At 60.0% G+C, this 15468-nt stretch carries 11 protein-coding genes; 6 read left to right on the top strand and 5 right to left on the bottom strand.

Annotation, left to right across the window (positions count from 1 at the left end; genetic code table 11):
* Positions 1-101 precede the first annotated feature (101 nt).
* From AACV02_RS16975 to exaC, 5 genes are all read right to left on the bottom strand, one after another.
* On the bottom strand, positions 102-560 hold the full coding sequence (locus AACV02_RS16975; RefSeq protein WP_017136027.1) for a GNAT family N-acetyltransferase: 459 nt from the start codon (positions 558-560) through the stop codon (positions 102-104).
* 96 nt (positions 561-656) lie between these two features.
* A complete protein-coding gene (gene eutC / locus AACV02_RS16980) occupies positions 657-1487 on the bottom strand; it encodes an ethanolamine ammonia-lyase subunit EutC (protein WP_119740861.1) in 831 nt (276 codons plus the stop codon).
* Complete coding sequence (locus tag AACV02_RS16985) at positions 1484-2878, bottom strand: ethanolamine ammonia-lyase subunit EutB (RefSeq protein ID WP_119740863.1); 1395 nt, start codon at positions 2876-2878, stop codon at positions 1484-1486. The genes eutC and AACV02_RS16985 overlap by 4 nt, the downstream gene beginning before the upstream one ends.
* Positions 2879-2931: 53 nt before the next feature.
* On the bottom strand, positions 2932-4365 hold the full coding sequence (gene eat, locus AACV02_RS16990; protein WP_119740865.1) for an ethanolamine permease: 1434 nt from the start codon (positions 4363-4365) through the stop codon (positions 2932-2934).
* Between the two features lie 216 nt (positions 4366-4581).
* The gene (gene exaC / locus AACV02_RS16995) at positions 4582-6102 is read right to left on the bottom strand and encodes an acetaldehyde dehydrogenase ExaC (RefSeq protein WP_119740867.1); all 1521 of its coding nucleotides are present in this window, start codon (positions 6100-6102) and stop codon (positions 4582-4584) included.
* 272 nt (positions 6103-6374) lie between these two features.
* Between exaC and AACV02_RS17000 the strand changes: the two genes are divergently transcribed.
* From AACV02_RS17000 to AACV02_RS17025, 6 genes are all read left to right on the top strand, one after another.
* Positions 6375-8282, top strand: coding sequence for a sigma-54-dependent Fis family transcriptional regulator (locus tag AACV02_RS17000; RefSeq protein WP_119740869.1), 1908 nt, complete (start codon positions 6375-6377; stop codon positions 8280-8282).
* 290 nt (positions 8283-8572) lie between these two features.
* Entirely contained in the window at positions 8573-11689 is a 3117-nt protein-coding gene (locus tag AACV02_RS17005; RefSeq protein ID WP_119740872.1) for a hypothetical protein, read from the top strand.
* A 195-nt stretch (positions 11690-11884) separates the two neighbouring features.
* Entirely contained in the window at positions 11885-12856 is a 972-nt protein-coding gene (locus tag AACV02_RS17010) for a hypothetical protein (RefSeq protein ID WP_124418534.1), read from the top strand.
* A 222-nt stretch (positions 12857-13078) separates the two neighbouring features.
* Positions 13079-14428, top strand: a complete 1350-nt coding sequence (gene mpl / locus AACV02_RS17015) for a UDP-N-acetylmuramate:L-alanyl-gamma-D-glutamyl-meso-diaminopimelate ligase (RefSeq protein ID WP_119740877.1) — start codon at positions 13079-13081, stop codon at positions 14426-14428.
* A complete protein-coding gene (gene ubiX / locus AACV02_RS17020) occupies positions 14425-15054 on the top strand; it encodes a flavin prenyltransferase UbiX (protein ID WP_003219402.1) in 630 nt (209 codons plus the stop codon). Before mpl ends, ubiX begins: the two co-directional genes overlap by 4 nt.
* A complete protein-coding gene (locus AACV02_RS17025) occupies positions 15047-15331 on the top strand; it encodes a YceK/YidQ family lipoprotein (RefSeq protein WP_106579387.1) in 285 nt (94 codons plus the stop codon). Before ubiX ends, AACV02_RS17025 begins: the two co-directional genes overlap by 8 nt.
* The last annotated feature ends 137 nt before the right edge of the window (positions 15332-15468 follow it).

Here is a 15468-nt window from a genome sequence, read left to right on the forward strand (position 1 = left end):
GCGGCAGCGGGCTTACCGGGGCAAGCCCGCTCGCCACACTGAACCCGCTCGCCACAGGAAGCTCACTTGCCGCATTAGGAAGCCAAAGCCATTCGGCATTATCAGTCTTCGCTGATCGGTAACACGTAGTTCTTGAACTCCGTATCTTCGCGAAAGCCGATCGACTCATAAGTCTTCTGCGCCACCTCGTTATCACTGCTGGTCGACACCCGCAGCCGCACCGCCTGGGTTTCCTTGGCCATTTTCTTGGCCGTGCGCATCAGGTTGTCCGCCACCAATTGCCGGCGCGCATCTTCGGCCACGTAGATGTCATTGAGGATCCACACGCGTTTAAGCGACAGCGACGAAAAGCTCGGGTACAGCTGACAAAAACCCAGCAGTCGCTTGTCATCATCGTCGGCCAGGGCCAGGTAGATCACCGACTCCTTGCGGCGCAGGCGTTTTTCCAGAAACGCCCGCGATGAGTCGGGGAACGGCAGCGCGCCATAGAACTCGCGGTATTTGACGAACAACGGGGTCAACAGGTCCAAGTGTTCCAGGGTCGCTTGAGTAATCCGCATGCCAGGCCTCAACTTCCAAATGGGGGATGACCACACAAGCGGCCGTGACCGGATGCTGCCTAATGGCGCAAAAAAGCGCAATCGTGCGGCTATCGGTCATTCCGGCGGGCTGAGCAGGAAATTGCCTTTTATCAGGTCAGGATCATCCGACTCGATGGTCTGTACCTGTGCCTCGTCCTTGAGGTTGACCCCCGACAGCTGCCGGCGACACGCCTCTTTCATCAAGTAAAGCAGGCGGTGCGCGGCCATGCCGTAGCTCAGGCCTTCCAGGCGCACGTTGGAAATGCAGTTGCGATACGCATCGGTGAGCCCGACCTTGGGGTTGTAGGTGAAATACAACCCCAGGCTGTCCGGCGAGCTGAGCCCCGGCCGCTCGCCGATCAGAATCACCACCATCTTGGCGCCCAGCAACTGGCCGATTTCATCGGCCACCGCCACGCGCCCCTGTTCCACCAGGATGACTGGCGACAAGGACCACCCTTCGGCGTGAGTCTGTTCTTCCATGCGTGTCAGAAACGGCAACGTGTGTTTATGCACGGCCAGCGCCGACAGCCCATCGGCCACCACCACGGCCAGGTCCACACCGCCAGGGTTCGCGGCGGCGTAGTCGCGCAAGCTCTGCGCCGACTCATCACTGAGGCGTCGCCCCAGGTCCGGGCGTTGCAAATACATATGTCGGTCAACGGCGGCACTGTGCAGCAGCAAGCTCTCACGGCCGCGCTCGGCCATTTGGCTGCTCAGGCCTTCATGGTCAAAAGGCAGGTGCACCGCATCGCGCGCCTGGGCGTGGGCGAATTGGAAGTCCAGCTGCGCACTGGTGGGAATGCTGGTGCCGGTGCGGCCCAGGGCGATGCGCGCCGGGGTCAGGCGGCGCAGTTCCAGCCACGGGTTGTCAGGCAGTTCTACTTGCACAGGCGGCTCCTTCATCCCAATTGCTTCAAGGCGTGGCGAAACGCCGGTGGCAGGCTGTTGCCGAAGTGCACCTTGCCGTCGGCTTGCGTGAAGATGCCCATCTTGGCCAGCCACTGTTCAAACTCCGGCGCCGGTTTTAAACCCAATGTTTGTCGGGCGTACAACGCGTCGTGAAACGAGGTGGTCTGGTAGTTGAGCATGATGTCGTCGGAGCCGGGGATGCCCATGATGAAGTTGATCCCGGCCACGCCCAGCAGGGTCAGCAGGGTGTCCATGTCATCCTGGTCGGCCTCGGCGTGGTTGGTGTAGCAGATGTCGCAACCCATCGGCACGCCGAGCAGCTTGCCGCAGAAGTGGTCTTCCAGGCCGGCGCGAATGATCTGCTTGCCGTTGTACAAGTACTCCGGGCCGATAAAACCTACAACGGTGTTGACCAAAAACGGCTTGAAATGCCGCGCAACGGCGTAGGCGCGGGTCTCACAGGTCTGCTGGTCGACGCCAAAGTGCGCGTTGGCCGACAAGGCGCTGCCCTGGCCGGTTTCGAAGTACATCAGGTTCTGGCCCAAGGTGCCGCGGTTCAGGCTCAAACCCGCCTCGTAACCTTCCTGCAGCACGCTCAGGCTGATGCCGAAACTGGCGTTGGCCGCTTCGGTGCCGGCAATCGACTGGAACACCAGGTCCAGCGGCACGCCCCGGTTGATGGCCTCGATGGACGTGGTCACGTGAGTCAGCACGCAGGCCTGGGTGGGGATTTCGTAGCGCTGGATGATCGCATCAAGCATCTCAAGCATGGCGCAGATCGAGGCGATGCTGTCGGTGGCCGGGTTGATGCCGATCATGGCGTCGCCATTGCCGTAGAGCAGGCCGTCGAGAATGCTCGCGGCGATGCCCGCCGGTTCGTCCGTCGGGTGGTTGGGCTGCAGGCGCGTCGACAGGCGCCCGCGCAGGCCCATGGTGCCGCGAAACTGAGTGACCACGCGGATCTTTTGCGCAACCAACACCAAGTCCTGCACGCGCATGATCTTGGAGACGGCGGCGGCCATTTCCGGTGTCAGCCCCGGCGCCAATGCGCGTAGGGCGTGTTCGTCGGCCGCGTCACTGAGCAGCCAGTCGCGCAGGCCGCCGACGGTGAGGTGGCTGACCACGCTAAACGCCTGTTTGTCGTGGGTGTCGATGATCAGCCGGGTGACTTCGTCGCTTTCGTAGGGGATCAGCACTTCTTCGAGGAAGTGCTTCAACGGGATGTTCGCCAACGCCATCTGCGCCGCCACGCGTTCGCCGTCGTCCTGCGCGGCCACGCCGGCCAGGAAGTCCCCGGAACGCGCCGGGCTGGCCTTGGCCATCACGTCCTTGAGGCTGTCGAAGCGGTAGGTCTGTGCACCCACCGCGTGGGAAAAGCTTGCCATACAGTGTCTCCTTGGCGACGCGGGCCAGCTGCCCGCGTCGAGGTTTACGGCATTCAGTGCAAGGCGGCCTCTGCGGCCTGGATCGCGGCGAATTCTTCTTCGGGCGTGCCTGCTACCAAGTGATGCCGGCTGTAGAAAGCAAAGTAAGCAATTAATACTCCATAGATGATCGCGGCGCCAATCACCACCCGCGGATCCACCAGAAAGCCCGCCACTACGGCCACGCAGGCCAGTATCAGCGCGACACCAGAGGTGAAAATGCCACCCGGCGTGCGGTACGGACGGTCCATTTTGGGGCGGCGGATGCGCAGGGTGATGTGCGCGGCCATCATCAGTACGTAGGAAATGGTCGCGCCGAAGACCGCCACCAGTATCAGCAAATCACCCTGGCCGGTCAGTGACAGGCCAAACCCGATGATGCCCGGGATCACCAGCGCCAGCACCGGTGCCTTGCTTTTGTTGGTTTGCGACAGCTTGCGCGGCAAGTAACCGGCGCGGGACAAGGCGAAGATCTGCCGCGAATAGGCGTAGATAATCGAGAAAAAGCTCGCGATCAGCCCGGCCAAGCCAACCAGGTTGACGAAGCTGCCCATCCAGGTCGAACCGCCGTAGGACAGTGCCAGCGCCTCAACCAACGGGTTGCCCGACTTGATCAGCGCGTAAGTGCCGGCGCCGCCGGGTGCGATGACCAGAATCAACAGGGCAAAACTGGTCAGCACCACAATGGCGCCGATCAAGCCACGAGGCAGGTCACGCTTGGGGTTCTTGGTTTCTTCGGCAGCCAACGGCACGCCTTCGACGGCGAGGAAAAACCAGATCGCATAGGGAATCGCCGCCCAGACGCCGACGTAGCCAAACGGCAAGAAAGTGCTGGCGCCTTTGGCCTCGGTCACGGGGATGTCCAGCAGGTTCGCAATGTTGAAGTGCGGCACCATCGACACCAGGAACACGCCCAAGGCAATCGCCGCTACAGCGGTAATCACAAACATCAGCTTCAAGGCTTCGCCCACGCCGAAGATGTGGATGCCGATAAAGATGATGTAGAACGCCAGGTAAATCATCCAGCCGCCAATGCCGAACAGTGACTCGCAATAAGCGCCGATAAACACCGCGATGGCCGCGGGGGCGATGGCGTATTCGATCAGGATCGCGGTGCCGGTAAGGAAGCCGCCCCAGGGGCCAAAGGCGCTGCGGGCAAAGCCGTAGCCGCCGCCGGCGGTGGGGATCATGGAAGACAGTTCGGCCAGCGAGAAGCACATGCACAGGTACATGGTGGCCATCAGCAAGGTGGCGAGGAACATGCCGCCCCAGCCACCTTGGGCCAGGCCGAAGTTCCAGCCGGCGTAGTCGCCGGAGATCACATAGGCAACGCCAAGGCCGACCAACAGCACCCAGCCGGCGGCGCCTTTTTTAAGTTCGCGTTGTTGGAAGTAGTCGGTGCCGACTTTTTCGAAGTCGACGGAAGAGCCAGTGGGTTCGCTAGGCATGGGAAAGTACCGTCCATTCTTATTGTTTTAACTCGGCCTCTTTGTGCCGAATGCGAGTTGCGAGTACTTGCGTAGATCTAATGTGGGAGCTGGCTTGCCTGCGATAGCATCAACGAGCTGTGCTTGACACACCAAGGTGCCTGCATCGCAGGCAAGCCAGCTCCCACACTTGATTGCATGTCAAGTTGAGAACTGGTCGCCCGTTACAGGTTTAAGTTAGAAGAAACCCAACGGATTAATGTCGTAGCTCACCAGCAAGTTCTTGGTCTGCTGGTAGTGATCCAACATCATCTTGTGCGTCTCACGGCCCACACCGGACTTTTTGTAACCGCCGAACGCGGCGTGCGCCGGGTACAGGTGGTAGCAGTTGGTCCATACGCGGCCGGCCTTGATCGCGCGGCCCATGCGGTAGGCGCGGTTGATGTCGCGGGTCCACACACCGGCGCCCAGGCCGAACTCGGTGTCGTTGGCAATTGCCAGGGCTTCGGCTTCGTCCTTGAAGGTGGTGATGCTCACCACCGGGCCGAAGATTTCTTCCTGGAACACGCGCATTTCGTTGGTGCCCTTGAGCAGGGTCGGCTGGATGTAATACCCGCCGGCCATGTCGCCGCTGAGCTTCTCGACCTTGCCGCCGGTGAGCAATTGCGCGCCTTCGCCCTTGGCGATTTCCAGGTAGGACAGGATCTTGTCGAACTGCTGCTCGGACGCCTGGGCGCCGACCATGGTGTCAGTGTCCAGCGGGTCGCCGCGTTTGATCTGCTCGATCTTTTTCATCACCACTTTCATGAAGTCGTCGTAGATCGACTCTTCCACCAGCGCGCGCGATGGGCAGGTGCACACTTCGCCCTGGTTGAAAAACGCCAGCACGAGGCCTTCGGCGGCCTTTTCGATAAACGACGGTTCGGCTTTCATGATGTCGGCGAAGAAGATGTTCGGCGACTTGCCGCCCAGCTCAACGGTGGACGGAATAATGTTCTCGGCCGCCGCGTGCATGATGTGCGAGCCCACCGGGGTCGAGCCGGTAAAGGCGATCTTGGCGATGCGTTTGCTGGTGGCCAGGGCTTCGCCGGCTTCTTTGCCGTAACCGTGCACCACGTTCAGCACGCCTGGCGGCAGCAGGTCGCCGATCAGTTCCATCAGCACGTTGATGCCCAGCGGTGTTTGCTCGGCGGGCTTGAGCACCACGCAGTTACCGGCAGCCAGGGCCGGGGCGAGTTTCCACGCGGCCATCAGCAGCGGGAAGTTCCACGGGATGATCTGGCCGACCACGCCCAGCGGTTCGTGGAAGTGATACGAGGCGGTCAGTTCGTTGATTTCGGCGCTGGTGCCTTCCTGCGCGCGGATGCAGCCGGCGAAGTAGCGGAAATGGTCGGCCGCCAGTGGGATGTCGGCGTTGAGGGTTTCACGCACGGCTTTGCCGTTGTCCCAGGTTTCGGTGATGGCCAGCAGTTCGAGGTTCTGTTCGATGCGGTCGGCGATTTTCAGCAGCACCAGCGAGCGGTCCTGAGCCGAGGTCTTGCCCCAGGCATCCGCGGCGGCGTGGGCGGCGTCGAGGGCTTTGTCGATGTCTTTGCCCGTGGAGCGCGGGAAGTCGGCGATGGGCTTGCCGTTGACTGGCGAGGTGTTGGTGAAGTAGTTGCCATCCACCGGCGCGACGAATTCGCCGCCGATGTAGTTACCGTACTTGGCCTTGAACGAAACAATCGCGCCTTCAGTACCGGGATGTGCATAACGCATGGTGGGTATCTCCTGACTTTTATGTTTATTGGAGTACAGCGGTGTTGCGCTTGATAAAGCGTAGAGCAAAGGTCGGGCCACTGCTTTGCAGGCCAGGTAAATCAAGGGTTTGAGGTTTAGTGCAAGGCGTTGCTGTGACAGGGCTGGTACAGGTGGGGTGACAGTGTGTGCCACAAACGGTACAGCCCGTGACCGGCGGGTCTGCCTGGGATTGCAATGCCTGGGTGGCTGGGGGATGCTGGCTGTTCTCACGCAGAGAGAATAATAAGAACATGCAAAACGATCATTTCAGTCGCCATGCCCAGCAAGTCCTCACCGTCACCCGTGGGCAGGACCTTGCCCAAGGCCCCGGCAGCGACCCGTCCATCGCCCGCTCCTGGCTGCGCTGCCTGGAGGATTATCACCTCGACCCCGCGTTGAGCATCGCCCCCACCGTGCTCGAACATGGCCGCCTGCTGGAAAGCCGCGAACGCCTGCAGCAGGTGCTGCACATTGCCGGCAGCGAAATGAACAGCCTGCATCAGCAGCTTTCCGGCGCCGGCCATGCGGTATTGCTCACCGATGCGCGTGGGGTGATTCTCAACTGTGTGACAGCACCTTCGGAACGCAAGATTTTCGAGCGCGCCGGGCTGTGGCTGGGCGCCGACTGGAGTGAGGCGTGCGAAGGCACCAACGGCATCGGCACCTGCCTGGTGGAGCGCCAGTCCCTGACCATTCACCGCGATGAGCATTTTCGCGGCCGCCACACCGGCCTGACCTGTTCGGCGAGCCCGGTGTTCGACCCTCAGGGCGAGCTGTTGGCCGTGCTGGACGTGTCGTCGGCTCGCGAGGCCGTGTCGCGTCAGAGCCAATTCCACACCATGGCGCTGGTGAACCTGTCGGCGAAGATGATCGAGAGTTGTTACTTCCTGCGTCATTTTGAAAACCAGTGGTTGCTGCGTTTTCACCTGCAGGCCGAATCCGTGGGGCTGTTCAGTGAAGGGTTGCTGGCGTTCGATGGCGAAGGGCGGATCTGCGCCGTCAACCAAAGCGCGCTGAACCTGCTGGCACAGGTTCGTGGCGGTTTGCTGGGGCAACCGGTGGAAGCGTTTTTCGAGTGTTCCCTTGATCAACTGCTTGGCCGTGCCAGCGCCAACGCCACGGCCAGTTGGCCACTGCGTACGCGTGATGGCCGGCATTTATTCGCCGCATTGCGCGGCCAGGCACGCAGCGTGCCGGCACCGCAGGCCAAGCCCCAGGCGCCGCGCCTGACGGGCATCTGCTTGGGCGACCCGGTGCTGCAGAATGAGTTGCGCAAGGCGCTGCGGGTGTTCGAGCGCGACGTACCGTTGCTGATCAACGGTGAAACCGGTTCGGGCAAGGAAGCTTTCGCCAAGGCCGTGCATCAGGCCAGTCAGCGGGCTGACAAAGCCTTTGTTGCGCTCAACTGCGCCGCCATTCCTGAGAGCCTGATCGAAAGCGAACTATTCGGGTATCGCGGCGGCAGTTTTACCGGCGCGCTCAAGGAAGGCATGCGCGGCAAGTTACAGCAGGCCGACGGCGGCACCTTGTTTCTCGACGAGATCGGTGACATGCCCCTCGCATTGCAAACCCGCCTGCTGAGGGTGTTGGAAGACCGTCTGGTCGTGCCCATCGGCGGTGAGCCGCAAGCAATCAATGTGCGGATCATCAGCGCAACGCACCGTGATTTGTTGGCGCGTGTGGCCAGCGGCAGCTTCCGCGAAGACTTGTACTACCGCCTCAACGGCCTTGAAATCGACGTGCCGCCTTTGCGTGAGCGCAGCGACAAAGCCCAATTGCTGGACTTTTTGCTGGCCGATGAGGCGCCAGGGCAGGTCGTGTTGCTCGACGAGACGGCGCGCCAGGCGCTGCTGGACTTTGCCTGGCCGGGCAACGTGCGGCAGTTGCGCAACGTATTACGCACCTTGGCGGCGTTGTCCGAGGATGGGCGAATCAGGTTTGACGACTTGCCGTCAATCATTCGTCAGGCCCGACCCGCCGTGGCCTCTGAACCCGTTCCCGGCCTTGCCTTGAACGATGCGGAGCGCGTGGCCTTGCTTGAAGCGTTGCAGCAACACCATTGGCACATGACCCGCACCGCTGAGCATTTGGGGGTGAGCCGAAATACGCTTTACAGAAAGTTGCGCAAACACGGAATTGAACGCAGTTATTTAACTTAACCAGGCGATTAAACCCGCTTAAGTGTTGCGTAATGTAGAGAGAGAAACAAACAGCAATTGACATATCCGAATGCAGACTTTTCGGCAGTTTGTTGTGATGTTTGTAGGTAGTTGCACCACTCAGTGCGTGAACAGTCAGCCAGACTGTTTTGCCTGCGAGGTGTTGAATGACTAATGTTTCGAAGTTTAGTCCACAGCCAATCTTTCCAACTCATGCAGCGGCGCCGGTCGTGAAGTCCGCCCCGGCGCCCGCCAATAAGCCTGCCAGTGGACAGGAGCGCAGTGCCGGGTTGCCGGACAGCACCGAATGCCGCGCCATGGGGGATGCCCAGTTGGCGAGGTTCTTCGCAAGCGCTTTGGCCACGCGCTCCTACCAGACGTCGGGGATGTCGCCTGATGTTCAAGTGCCCGCAGGGTCCACGCTTGGGCGGTGGCGCGCCCAACTGGACAGCGCCTTCAAAGGCCCAGGGTTGCTGGCGTGGGCGAAAGTGCAAGGGCTTGATACGGCGGGCATGCAGCTGGACACGGCGCGTGGGGAGCTTGCCGGCATCGTCGACGGCGCATTGCGCAGGTTTACGCTACGGGACGATTCGGGGTGGTCCGATGTTTCCCGAACACTGTTGTCGATTGCCAGGGTGATCGCGCCTCAACCCGGGCAGGGGTTCAGTTACCCCTGGCCGGAAGGCAAAGTGCCGTTGTACACGGTGGGCCAGTTTTACAATCAGCCAATAGACCTCACACCTGCGCAAGCGGCCTTGCACCGCAAGAAACTGGCGAATAAGGCGCTGTTTGCGTTCGCGCCCTCGGCTTATGCGTCGCTGCGGTCTGCAGAGGCGTTGACCCGGCAGCAGGCAGCGCTGGGTGATGACGCTAACCGTCATGCGCTCATGACTGCGCTGCGGTCTCAGACCGATGACGCCAGTGGGCGCATCGACCTGGACGCGATCATGCTTCAGATCGACCCGCGTTCCAGCCAATTTGCCAGTGAGCAGCGCCCCCGGATGAGCGTGGCGCACATGCTCAGGCAGGAGGGGCATAAAGTGCCCGTCAATAGTCAGCAGGCCCAGGGTTTGGCGCTGGCGTTATCCTTTGACCTGGCCCATCGGGCGCCGCGCGCGAACGCTGGCGGGGCAAGGTCGATCGCTGGTTTGTTGAGCGCGACGTCACTGCGCAAGGTTCGCGCAACGGTAGGTCAATGGCACAAGGCCCAGGTAACCCACCGATCAAATCCTCAGGCTGACGCCGGTGCGGGCAGATTACTACGGCGGCTGATCAGCGAGCTTCCTCAGGCCACCAAGGCAACCATCGCGCGTAACCCTGCGTCGGCATTGGATCTGCTGATTCGATCACCCAAGGCGCGGGCCTTGGGTCAGGAGATACAAAAAAAGATCAAGGTGATCGAGACGCCCACCAGTGTAAACGAGTGTGTGAGTGTCGCCCTGGTGCAAGAGCTTGATCCTGGAATGGGCAAGTCCTGCTTCAACCTGGCGGGCTACAACCTGTATCAAGGGGACAACGCAGGTTGCTCACCTGCAACCATTGTCAAAGGTTTCACCGCTCACCTTGAGCGTAAGGTCGGGGTTGAAGCGGCGCCTGTGGCTGCGCAGTTATTATTAGCGGCCGCCGCCCCGGAGTTCCTGGTAAAAGACATACCGCCCAACCTTGTTTACGGCTCTCATACGTGGGCGAACTTCGCCATAGAAGTTTCACGTATTGAGCAACAAGTGCCTGGCGCTGCGGGGAATATGACGTTCAGCCAAGTAATGGCGTTTGGTGAAGCGCCGCTCACGTCCCTGGAAGGCGAGGATCAGCTGAGCGCCGCGTCGGGCAGTGCAATTATTACCTGGGGCCTGGCCAACGGTGTTATCGCGTTTAAACCCAACCACGACTATGGGTACACAGACGTCAAGCGTTCACAAGAGGCGTTGAATAAACAACAAAAAGAGCTGGCATGGGCAGGTGATGCCTTGTCAGCACCTGCGACGACGCGAGAGCAGTTGGCGGTGGCCGAGTTGAAGCGGGTGTTTCCTGAGTTGGACCCCACCCAAAAAGTCTTGCAGGCACCATGGGTCAAACATGACCCTGTTTCGCTGCTTGATGTGTATATGAGTGGTCCGATCAAACCAGAGCGCTGGCGGTCGCTGAATAATAAGGCGCTGCCTTGGGCGGCGATAACGCCACGCCTTGCTCAACTTGTTCCTGATATCAATCAGGTATTTTCTACAACCTTTGAGAACTATAAAGTGGCGCATGACAGTGCCTGGGCCATTCAGTTTAAGTATCAGCTTTCGCTATTACCCAGGGTGGACCGAGCGCGTATCGAACAGTCGGCCGTCAGTTTTATCGAGGTGTCTCGCCCCTTTCTTGATACGGCGCCTGCACCGGGATTTTCCTGGAACAGTGTAGAGCCTGTATCAGGGCTCTCCTTGTACGCCGATATCAAGCCCCGAACGCCCACAGTACAAGAGGTCGAGGCACTCAAAGGCCGGCATGGTTTGCTCATGAAAGTAGCGGGGAGTGCGGGCCAGGCCAGCTACTACAGTTACTTCCTGGCATTGGGGCGGTTCGTGAAGGAACGCGGGTTTCCGGGTGAACACACCAATGCTGACGATGGCGCCTATTTTGGCGGGAGCACCCAAGGTCGTGTTCCGGGCACGTACAACGTCTATACGCAATACGGCGCGACCCATCACGGGCGTGATCCCCTTGAACGCCCTGGTAAATTGAACGGGACGTACTTTTCCGCCAAAAGCGGCGCCCTTGGTATCACGGCGGCCAGTTTTTTTACCCGTGACTATGAAGCGCTGAAGTCCAAGGCGGCCGGGATCACGGCGATAGAAAAAGGAGAACGCTACGACAAACAGTTGAAAGCTTTTTTTCTTGGACTGATCCCTTTCTATGACGGCATTCACGACGCAATCAGGGGCGACGTGTCGGGAGCGATCTTCAATATCGGGTTCGACATTTTAGGCTTTGTTCTTCCGGCGCTTAACACTGCTCGAAAGACCGTCAAGCGCGGTCAGGCGCTCAGCAATGTCATCAAGAGTTCGGTCTTTGCCGGCGTTGGCGCTTCGGTGGGCTATACCGACGCGGCCGATATTGCGAAAAACCTTAATCGAGGCGCGAGTGCTGGGTATAAGGACATCAAGTACGTGCTTGAACATGGCGACCAGGTGTTGTCCCGATTAAGAGGGCACTCGCGCAGCTATGATGTGACAAAGATTTATAAAGACGATGATGTCGTCAAAGGGTTTCATCGCGCGCAAAGCAATAATTTGTGGGTGCCCGTGGTTGCTGTTTTCAAGAAAGGTGCGTGGTACGCCTACAATACGCTCACCAATACGCCGTTTGGCCCCCAGTTACTACAGTTTGGTGTGGTGAGCGCGCTGGCACCTGCGGCCACATAATTTAGTCAGTAATTATCGGGTGTTAAGTAACGGTCTCTGGGTGTTTGAGAAGTTATGGCTGTGGGTAAGTAGTCTGCTCATTAATCGGTTGTATATTTATAGAGTTTAATCGGAACGTTATTGGTTGTTGTGCCACGTATTAAATGAAGGAAATGGATGACTTTCTAATGTTAATCAACCATTAGGTAAATCATTATGATGTTTTCAAATTCAATCTCGCGGCCCTTGGCATTCTCAAAGATTGGGGATCTTTTCTCCTCAGGTTTTACCAGGGTAGACATCTCGGGTGTTCCTTCCGGTTCTACGCGGGTTATTGACGCGCCGAAACTCGAAGGCGGGTCAGGCAGCAAACCCGGGGCAGGTAATCAGGCCTATGATCAGCATTTGGTGGACGCACACGTGAATGGCTTCAGCGCGCCAGGCCACGCGAGCGGTACCCGCACGCCGGGAGAGTCACCTGACACTCCTGACACACCGGAAATGGCCGATTACCACGCCAAGCATCAAAAAGAATGGCAAGTCCAAAAGGACGCTGGAATGCGAGATAAGTTGTTCGCGCAACCGACGCCCGGTCGAGTAGAGGGCCAGGAAGTCGAACCGTTTTCTGCACGGGGCCTGGAAGAAAACGCAGCGGAGCTGGTGCAGGCCAGCAGTGCGAAAGCGGACCGTGCGCTCCCGCTTCAGCGCAAGGACATTGCAAAAGTCGCCAGCATCACGGCAGTGGTGACAGTACCGCTTTCGACGGTTGGCGTGGTCGCCAGCGGAGCCATTCTGGAGGTCGTAAAACCCCTCATCAGTTCGACGAAGACGGCCGCCACTGAGCAAAGTGTTCAGGATGGGCGTCTGGTGGATCATAGTCAGAAGAGCGTATTTCTGTTGGCAAATACCTTGGCGGATCTTCGTTCCGAGCCGCATGTACAGCCAGGCCTGGAATGGGTCGCGAAAACGAACGAAGAGCGAATGGATTATCTCGAGGAGATGCTTGATTACATCGAGCCGGCATTTGCCAACGAAGCGCAGAAGCTGGGTATTTCCTTTCAGGCCGCCTCAACCGGGGCCGAAAAAGACGACATCAAAAGCCGGGCGCTTGGCTTGGAGTCCAGGATGGCGGCCCTTACCGCGTTGATGGGGGCAATGAAAGTGAAGCACCGGGGCAGCGCCGCCTAGGTGAGCGCCGGCGTCCCAGGCTCTGAGCCACAGAGCCAGCAATGAAAGAAGTGCGGTTGTCTTCGATGGGTTGCGTACTGGCAACCACAGCGTAGGCGGCGGCACTTCTTTTTCGGTAAACGGCCGTCTGGATTGACCCCATCGCCCCAGCACTGCGGCAGCTAAAGAGTGCGATTTTCCCCTCCCTGCGCTAACCTGCCTCGATGTTTTACGAGGTCAACCATGCACATTCATATTCTCGGTATTTGCGGCACCTTCATGGGTTCGATGGCGGTTCTGGCCAAAGAGTTGGGCCACCACGTCACCGGCTCCGACGCCAATGTTTACCCGCCCATGAGCACGCAACTGCAGGCCCAGGGTATCGAGTTGACCCAAGGCTACGATCCGTCGCAATTCGACCCGGTGCCAGACCTGGTGGTGATCGGCAACGCCATGGTGCGGGGCAACCCGGCGGTCGAGTATGTACTCAATAAAGGTTTGCCTTATGTCTCCGGCCCGCAGTGGCTGGCGGACCACGTGCTGCAAGGTCGCTGGGTACTCGCGGTGGCCGGCACTCACGGCAAGACCACCACCAGCAGCATGCTCGCCTGGGTGTTGGAGCACGCAGGCATGAGCCCGGGCTTTTTGATTGGCGGTGTGCCGCAAAACTTTGCGGTGTCGGCGCGCCTGGGCGACACACCGTTCTTCGTGATCGAGGCAGATGAATACGACAGCGCGTTCTTCGACAAACGCTCCAAGTTCGTCCATTACCGCCCGCGCACGGCGATCCTGAACAACCTTGAGTTCGATCACGCCGACATCTTCCCCGATCTGCCGGCCATCGAGCGCCAGTTCCACCACTTGGTGCGCACCATACCGAGCGAAGGCCTGGTCATCCATCCGACCACCGAGCCGGCCTTGCAGCGTGTGATCGATATGGGCTGCTGGACCCCAGTGCAAACTACCGGCGCGGGCGGGCAGTGGCAGGTCAACCTGCTCAGCGAAGACGGTTCCAGATTTGAAGTGCTGTTTGAGGGGCAAGCCCAAGGCATCGTCGAGTGGGGCATGACTGGCCAGCACAACGTCGCCAACGCCTTGGTCACCCTGGCGGCCGCGCGACATGTGGGCGTGGTGCCCGCCATGGGCATCGCCGCGTTGAGTGCTTTCAAAAGCGTGAAGCGGCGCATGGAGAAAGTCGCTGACGTCAACGGGATTACCATCTACGACGACTTTGCCCACCACCCGACGGCCATTGCCACCACGCTGGATGGCCTGCGCAAGCAGGTCGGCGATGCGCCGATCATTGCCATTGTCGAGCCGCGCTCCAATTCCATGAAGCTGGGCGCACACCGTGATGGCCTGCCGGAAAGCGTCAATGACGCCGACCAAGTGGTCTGGTATGCGCCGCCCAACCTTGGCTGGGACCTGCCGGGCATTGCTGCGCTGTGCACCGTGCCCTCCACCGTCTGCGATTCCATCGAGGGCATCATTGAACACGTCAAGCATCAAGCCACGCCGGGCACCCACATCGTGGTGATGAGCAACGGTGGCTTCGGCGGCTTGCACGGCAAGCTGGCCGAGGCGCTGAAATGAGCGGCCCGGAACGCGTCACCCTGGCGATGACCGGTGCCTCCGGCGCGCCCTATGGCCTGCGTCTGCTCGATTGCCTGGTGCGCGAAGACCGCGAGGTGCATTTTTTGATCTCCAAGGCCGCGCAGTTGGTGTTGGCCACCGAAACTGATGTCGCGCTGCCGCCCAAGGTGCAGATGATGCAAGCCTTCCTCACCGAATACACCGGGGCTGCGGCAGGGCAGATCAAGGTTTACGGCAAAGAGGATTGGATGTCGCCCGTGGCCTCAGGCTCCGGGGCGCCGGCGGCGATGGTGGTGGTGCCGTGCTCTACCGGCACCTTGTCGGCGATCGCGACGGGCGCCTGCAACAACTTGATCGAGCGCGCGGCGGACGTGACCCTGAAGGAGCGCCGCCAGCTGATTCTGGTGCCGCGCGAGGCGCCGTATTCGAGCATCCATCTGGAGCACATGCTCAAGTTGTCGAACATGGGCGTGACCATCTTGCCGGCTTCGCCCGGCTTTTATCACCAGCCGCAGACCATTGATGACCTGGTGGATTTTGTGGTGGCGCGGATTCTCAACCTGCTGAACATTCCCCAGGACATGCTGCCGCGTTGGGGCGAGCACCATTTGAGCAGCGATGAATAAAGCCCTGTTAGTGCTGCTGGCGCTGCAACTGACGGGCTGCGCCACCGCACGCACGCTGGACGCAGCGCAGCCTGGCGCGCCGGTGGTGTACGCCGGCACGCGGCTGGATTTGTATGCGATTGACGGCGGCTGTTGCGCCAAGGACCGATTTGGCGCTGAAGCGCCGAGCTATCCGCACATCGACCTGCCGGCCAGCGCGCTGCTTGACACACTGCTGTTGCCGCTGTCGGTTCTGACGGTGTTGGGTGTGGGCTTCAACGCAACCGGTGGTCTGTAGCACCGACCTTGCAGGCAACACAAAACCAATGTGGGAGCGGGCTTGTTCGCGAAGGCGGCGTGTCAGTCGATGCCTAAGTTGACTGATCCACCGCCTTCGCGAGCAAGCCCGCTCCCACCGTTTGTTGTGTGCCAAGC

The sequence above is a fragment of the Pseudomonas sp. Larv2_ips genome, assembly GCF_963879675.1.
GTDB lineage: Bacteria > Pseudomonadota > Gammaproteobacteria > Pseudomonadales > Pseudomonadaceae > Aquipseudomonas.

What these genes read in the sequence shown, in the direction of transcription:
- AACV02_RS16975 (WP_017136027.1), bottom strand. Translation starts at nt 560, where the DNA reads ATGCGGATTACTCAAGCGACCCTGGAACACTTGGACCTGTTGACCCCG.
- eutC (WP_119740861.1), bottom strand. Translation starts at nt 1,487, where the DNA reads ATGAAGGAGCCGCCTGTGCAAGTAGAACTGCCTGACAACCCGTGGCTG.
- AACV02_RS16985 (WP_119740863.1), bottom strand. Translation starts at nt 2,878, where the DNA reads ATGGCAAGCTTTTCCCACGCGGTGGGTGCACAGACCTACCGCTTCGAC.
- eat (WP_119740865.1), bottom strand. Translation starts at nt 4,365, where the DNA reads ATGCCTAGCGAACCCACTGGCTCTTCCGTCGACTTCGAAAAAGTCGGC.
- exaC (WP_119740867.1), bottom strand. Translation starts at nt 6,102, where the DNA reads ATGCGTTATGCACATCCCGGTACTGAAGGCGCGATTGTTTCGTTCAAG.
- AACV02_RS17000 (WP_119740869.1), top strand. Translation starts at nt 6,375, where the DNA reads ATGCAAAACGATCATTTCAGTCGCCATGCCCAGCAAGTCCTCACCGTC.
- AACV02_RS17010 (WP_124418534.1), top strand. Translation starts at nt 11,885, where the DNA reads ATGATGTTTTCAAATTCAATCTCGCGGCCCTTGGCATTCTCAAAGATT.
- mpl (WP_119740877.1), top strand. Translation starts at nt 13,079, where the DNA reads ATGCACATTCATATTCTCGGTATTTGCGGCACCTTCATGGGTTCGATG.
- ubiX (WP_003219402.1), top strand. Translation starts at nt 14,425, where the DNA reads ATGAGCGGCCCGGAACGCGTCACCCTGGCGATGACCGGTGCCTCCGGC.
- AACV02_RS17025 (WP_106579387.1), top strand. Translation starts at nt 15,047, where the DNA reads ATGAATAAAGCCCTGTTAGTGCTGCTGGCGCTGCAACTGACGGGCTGC.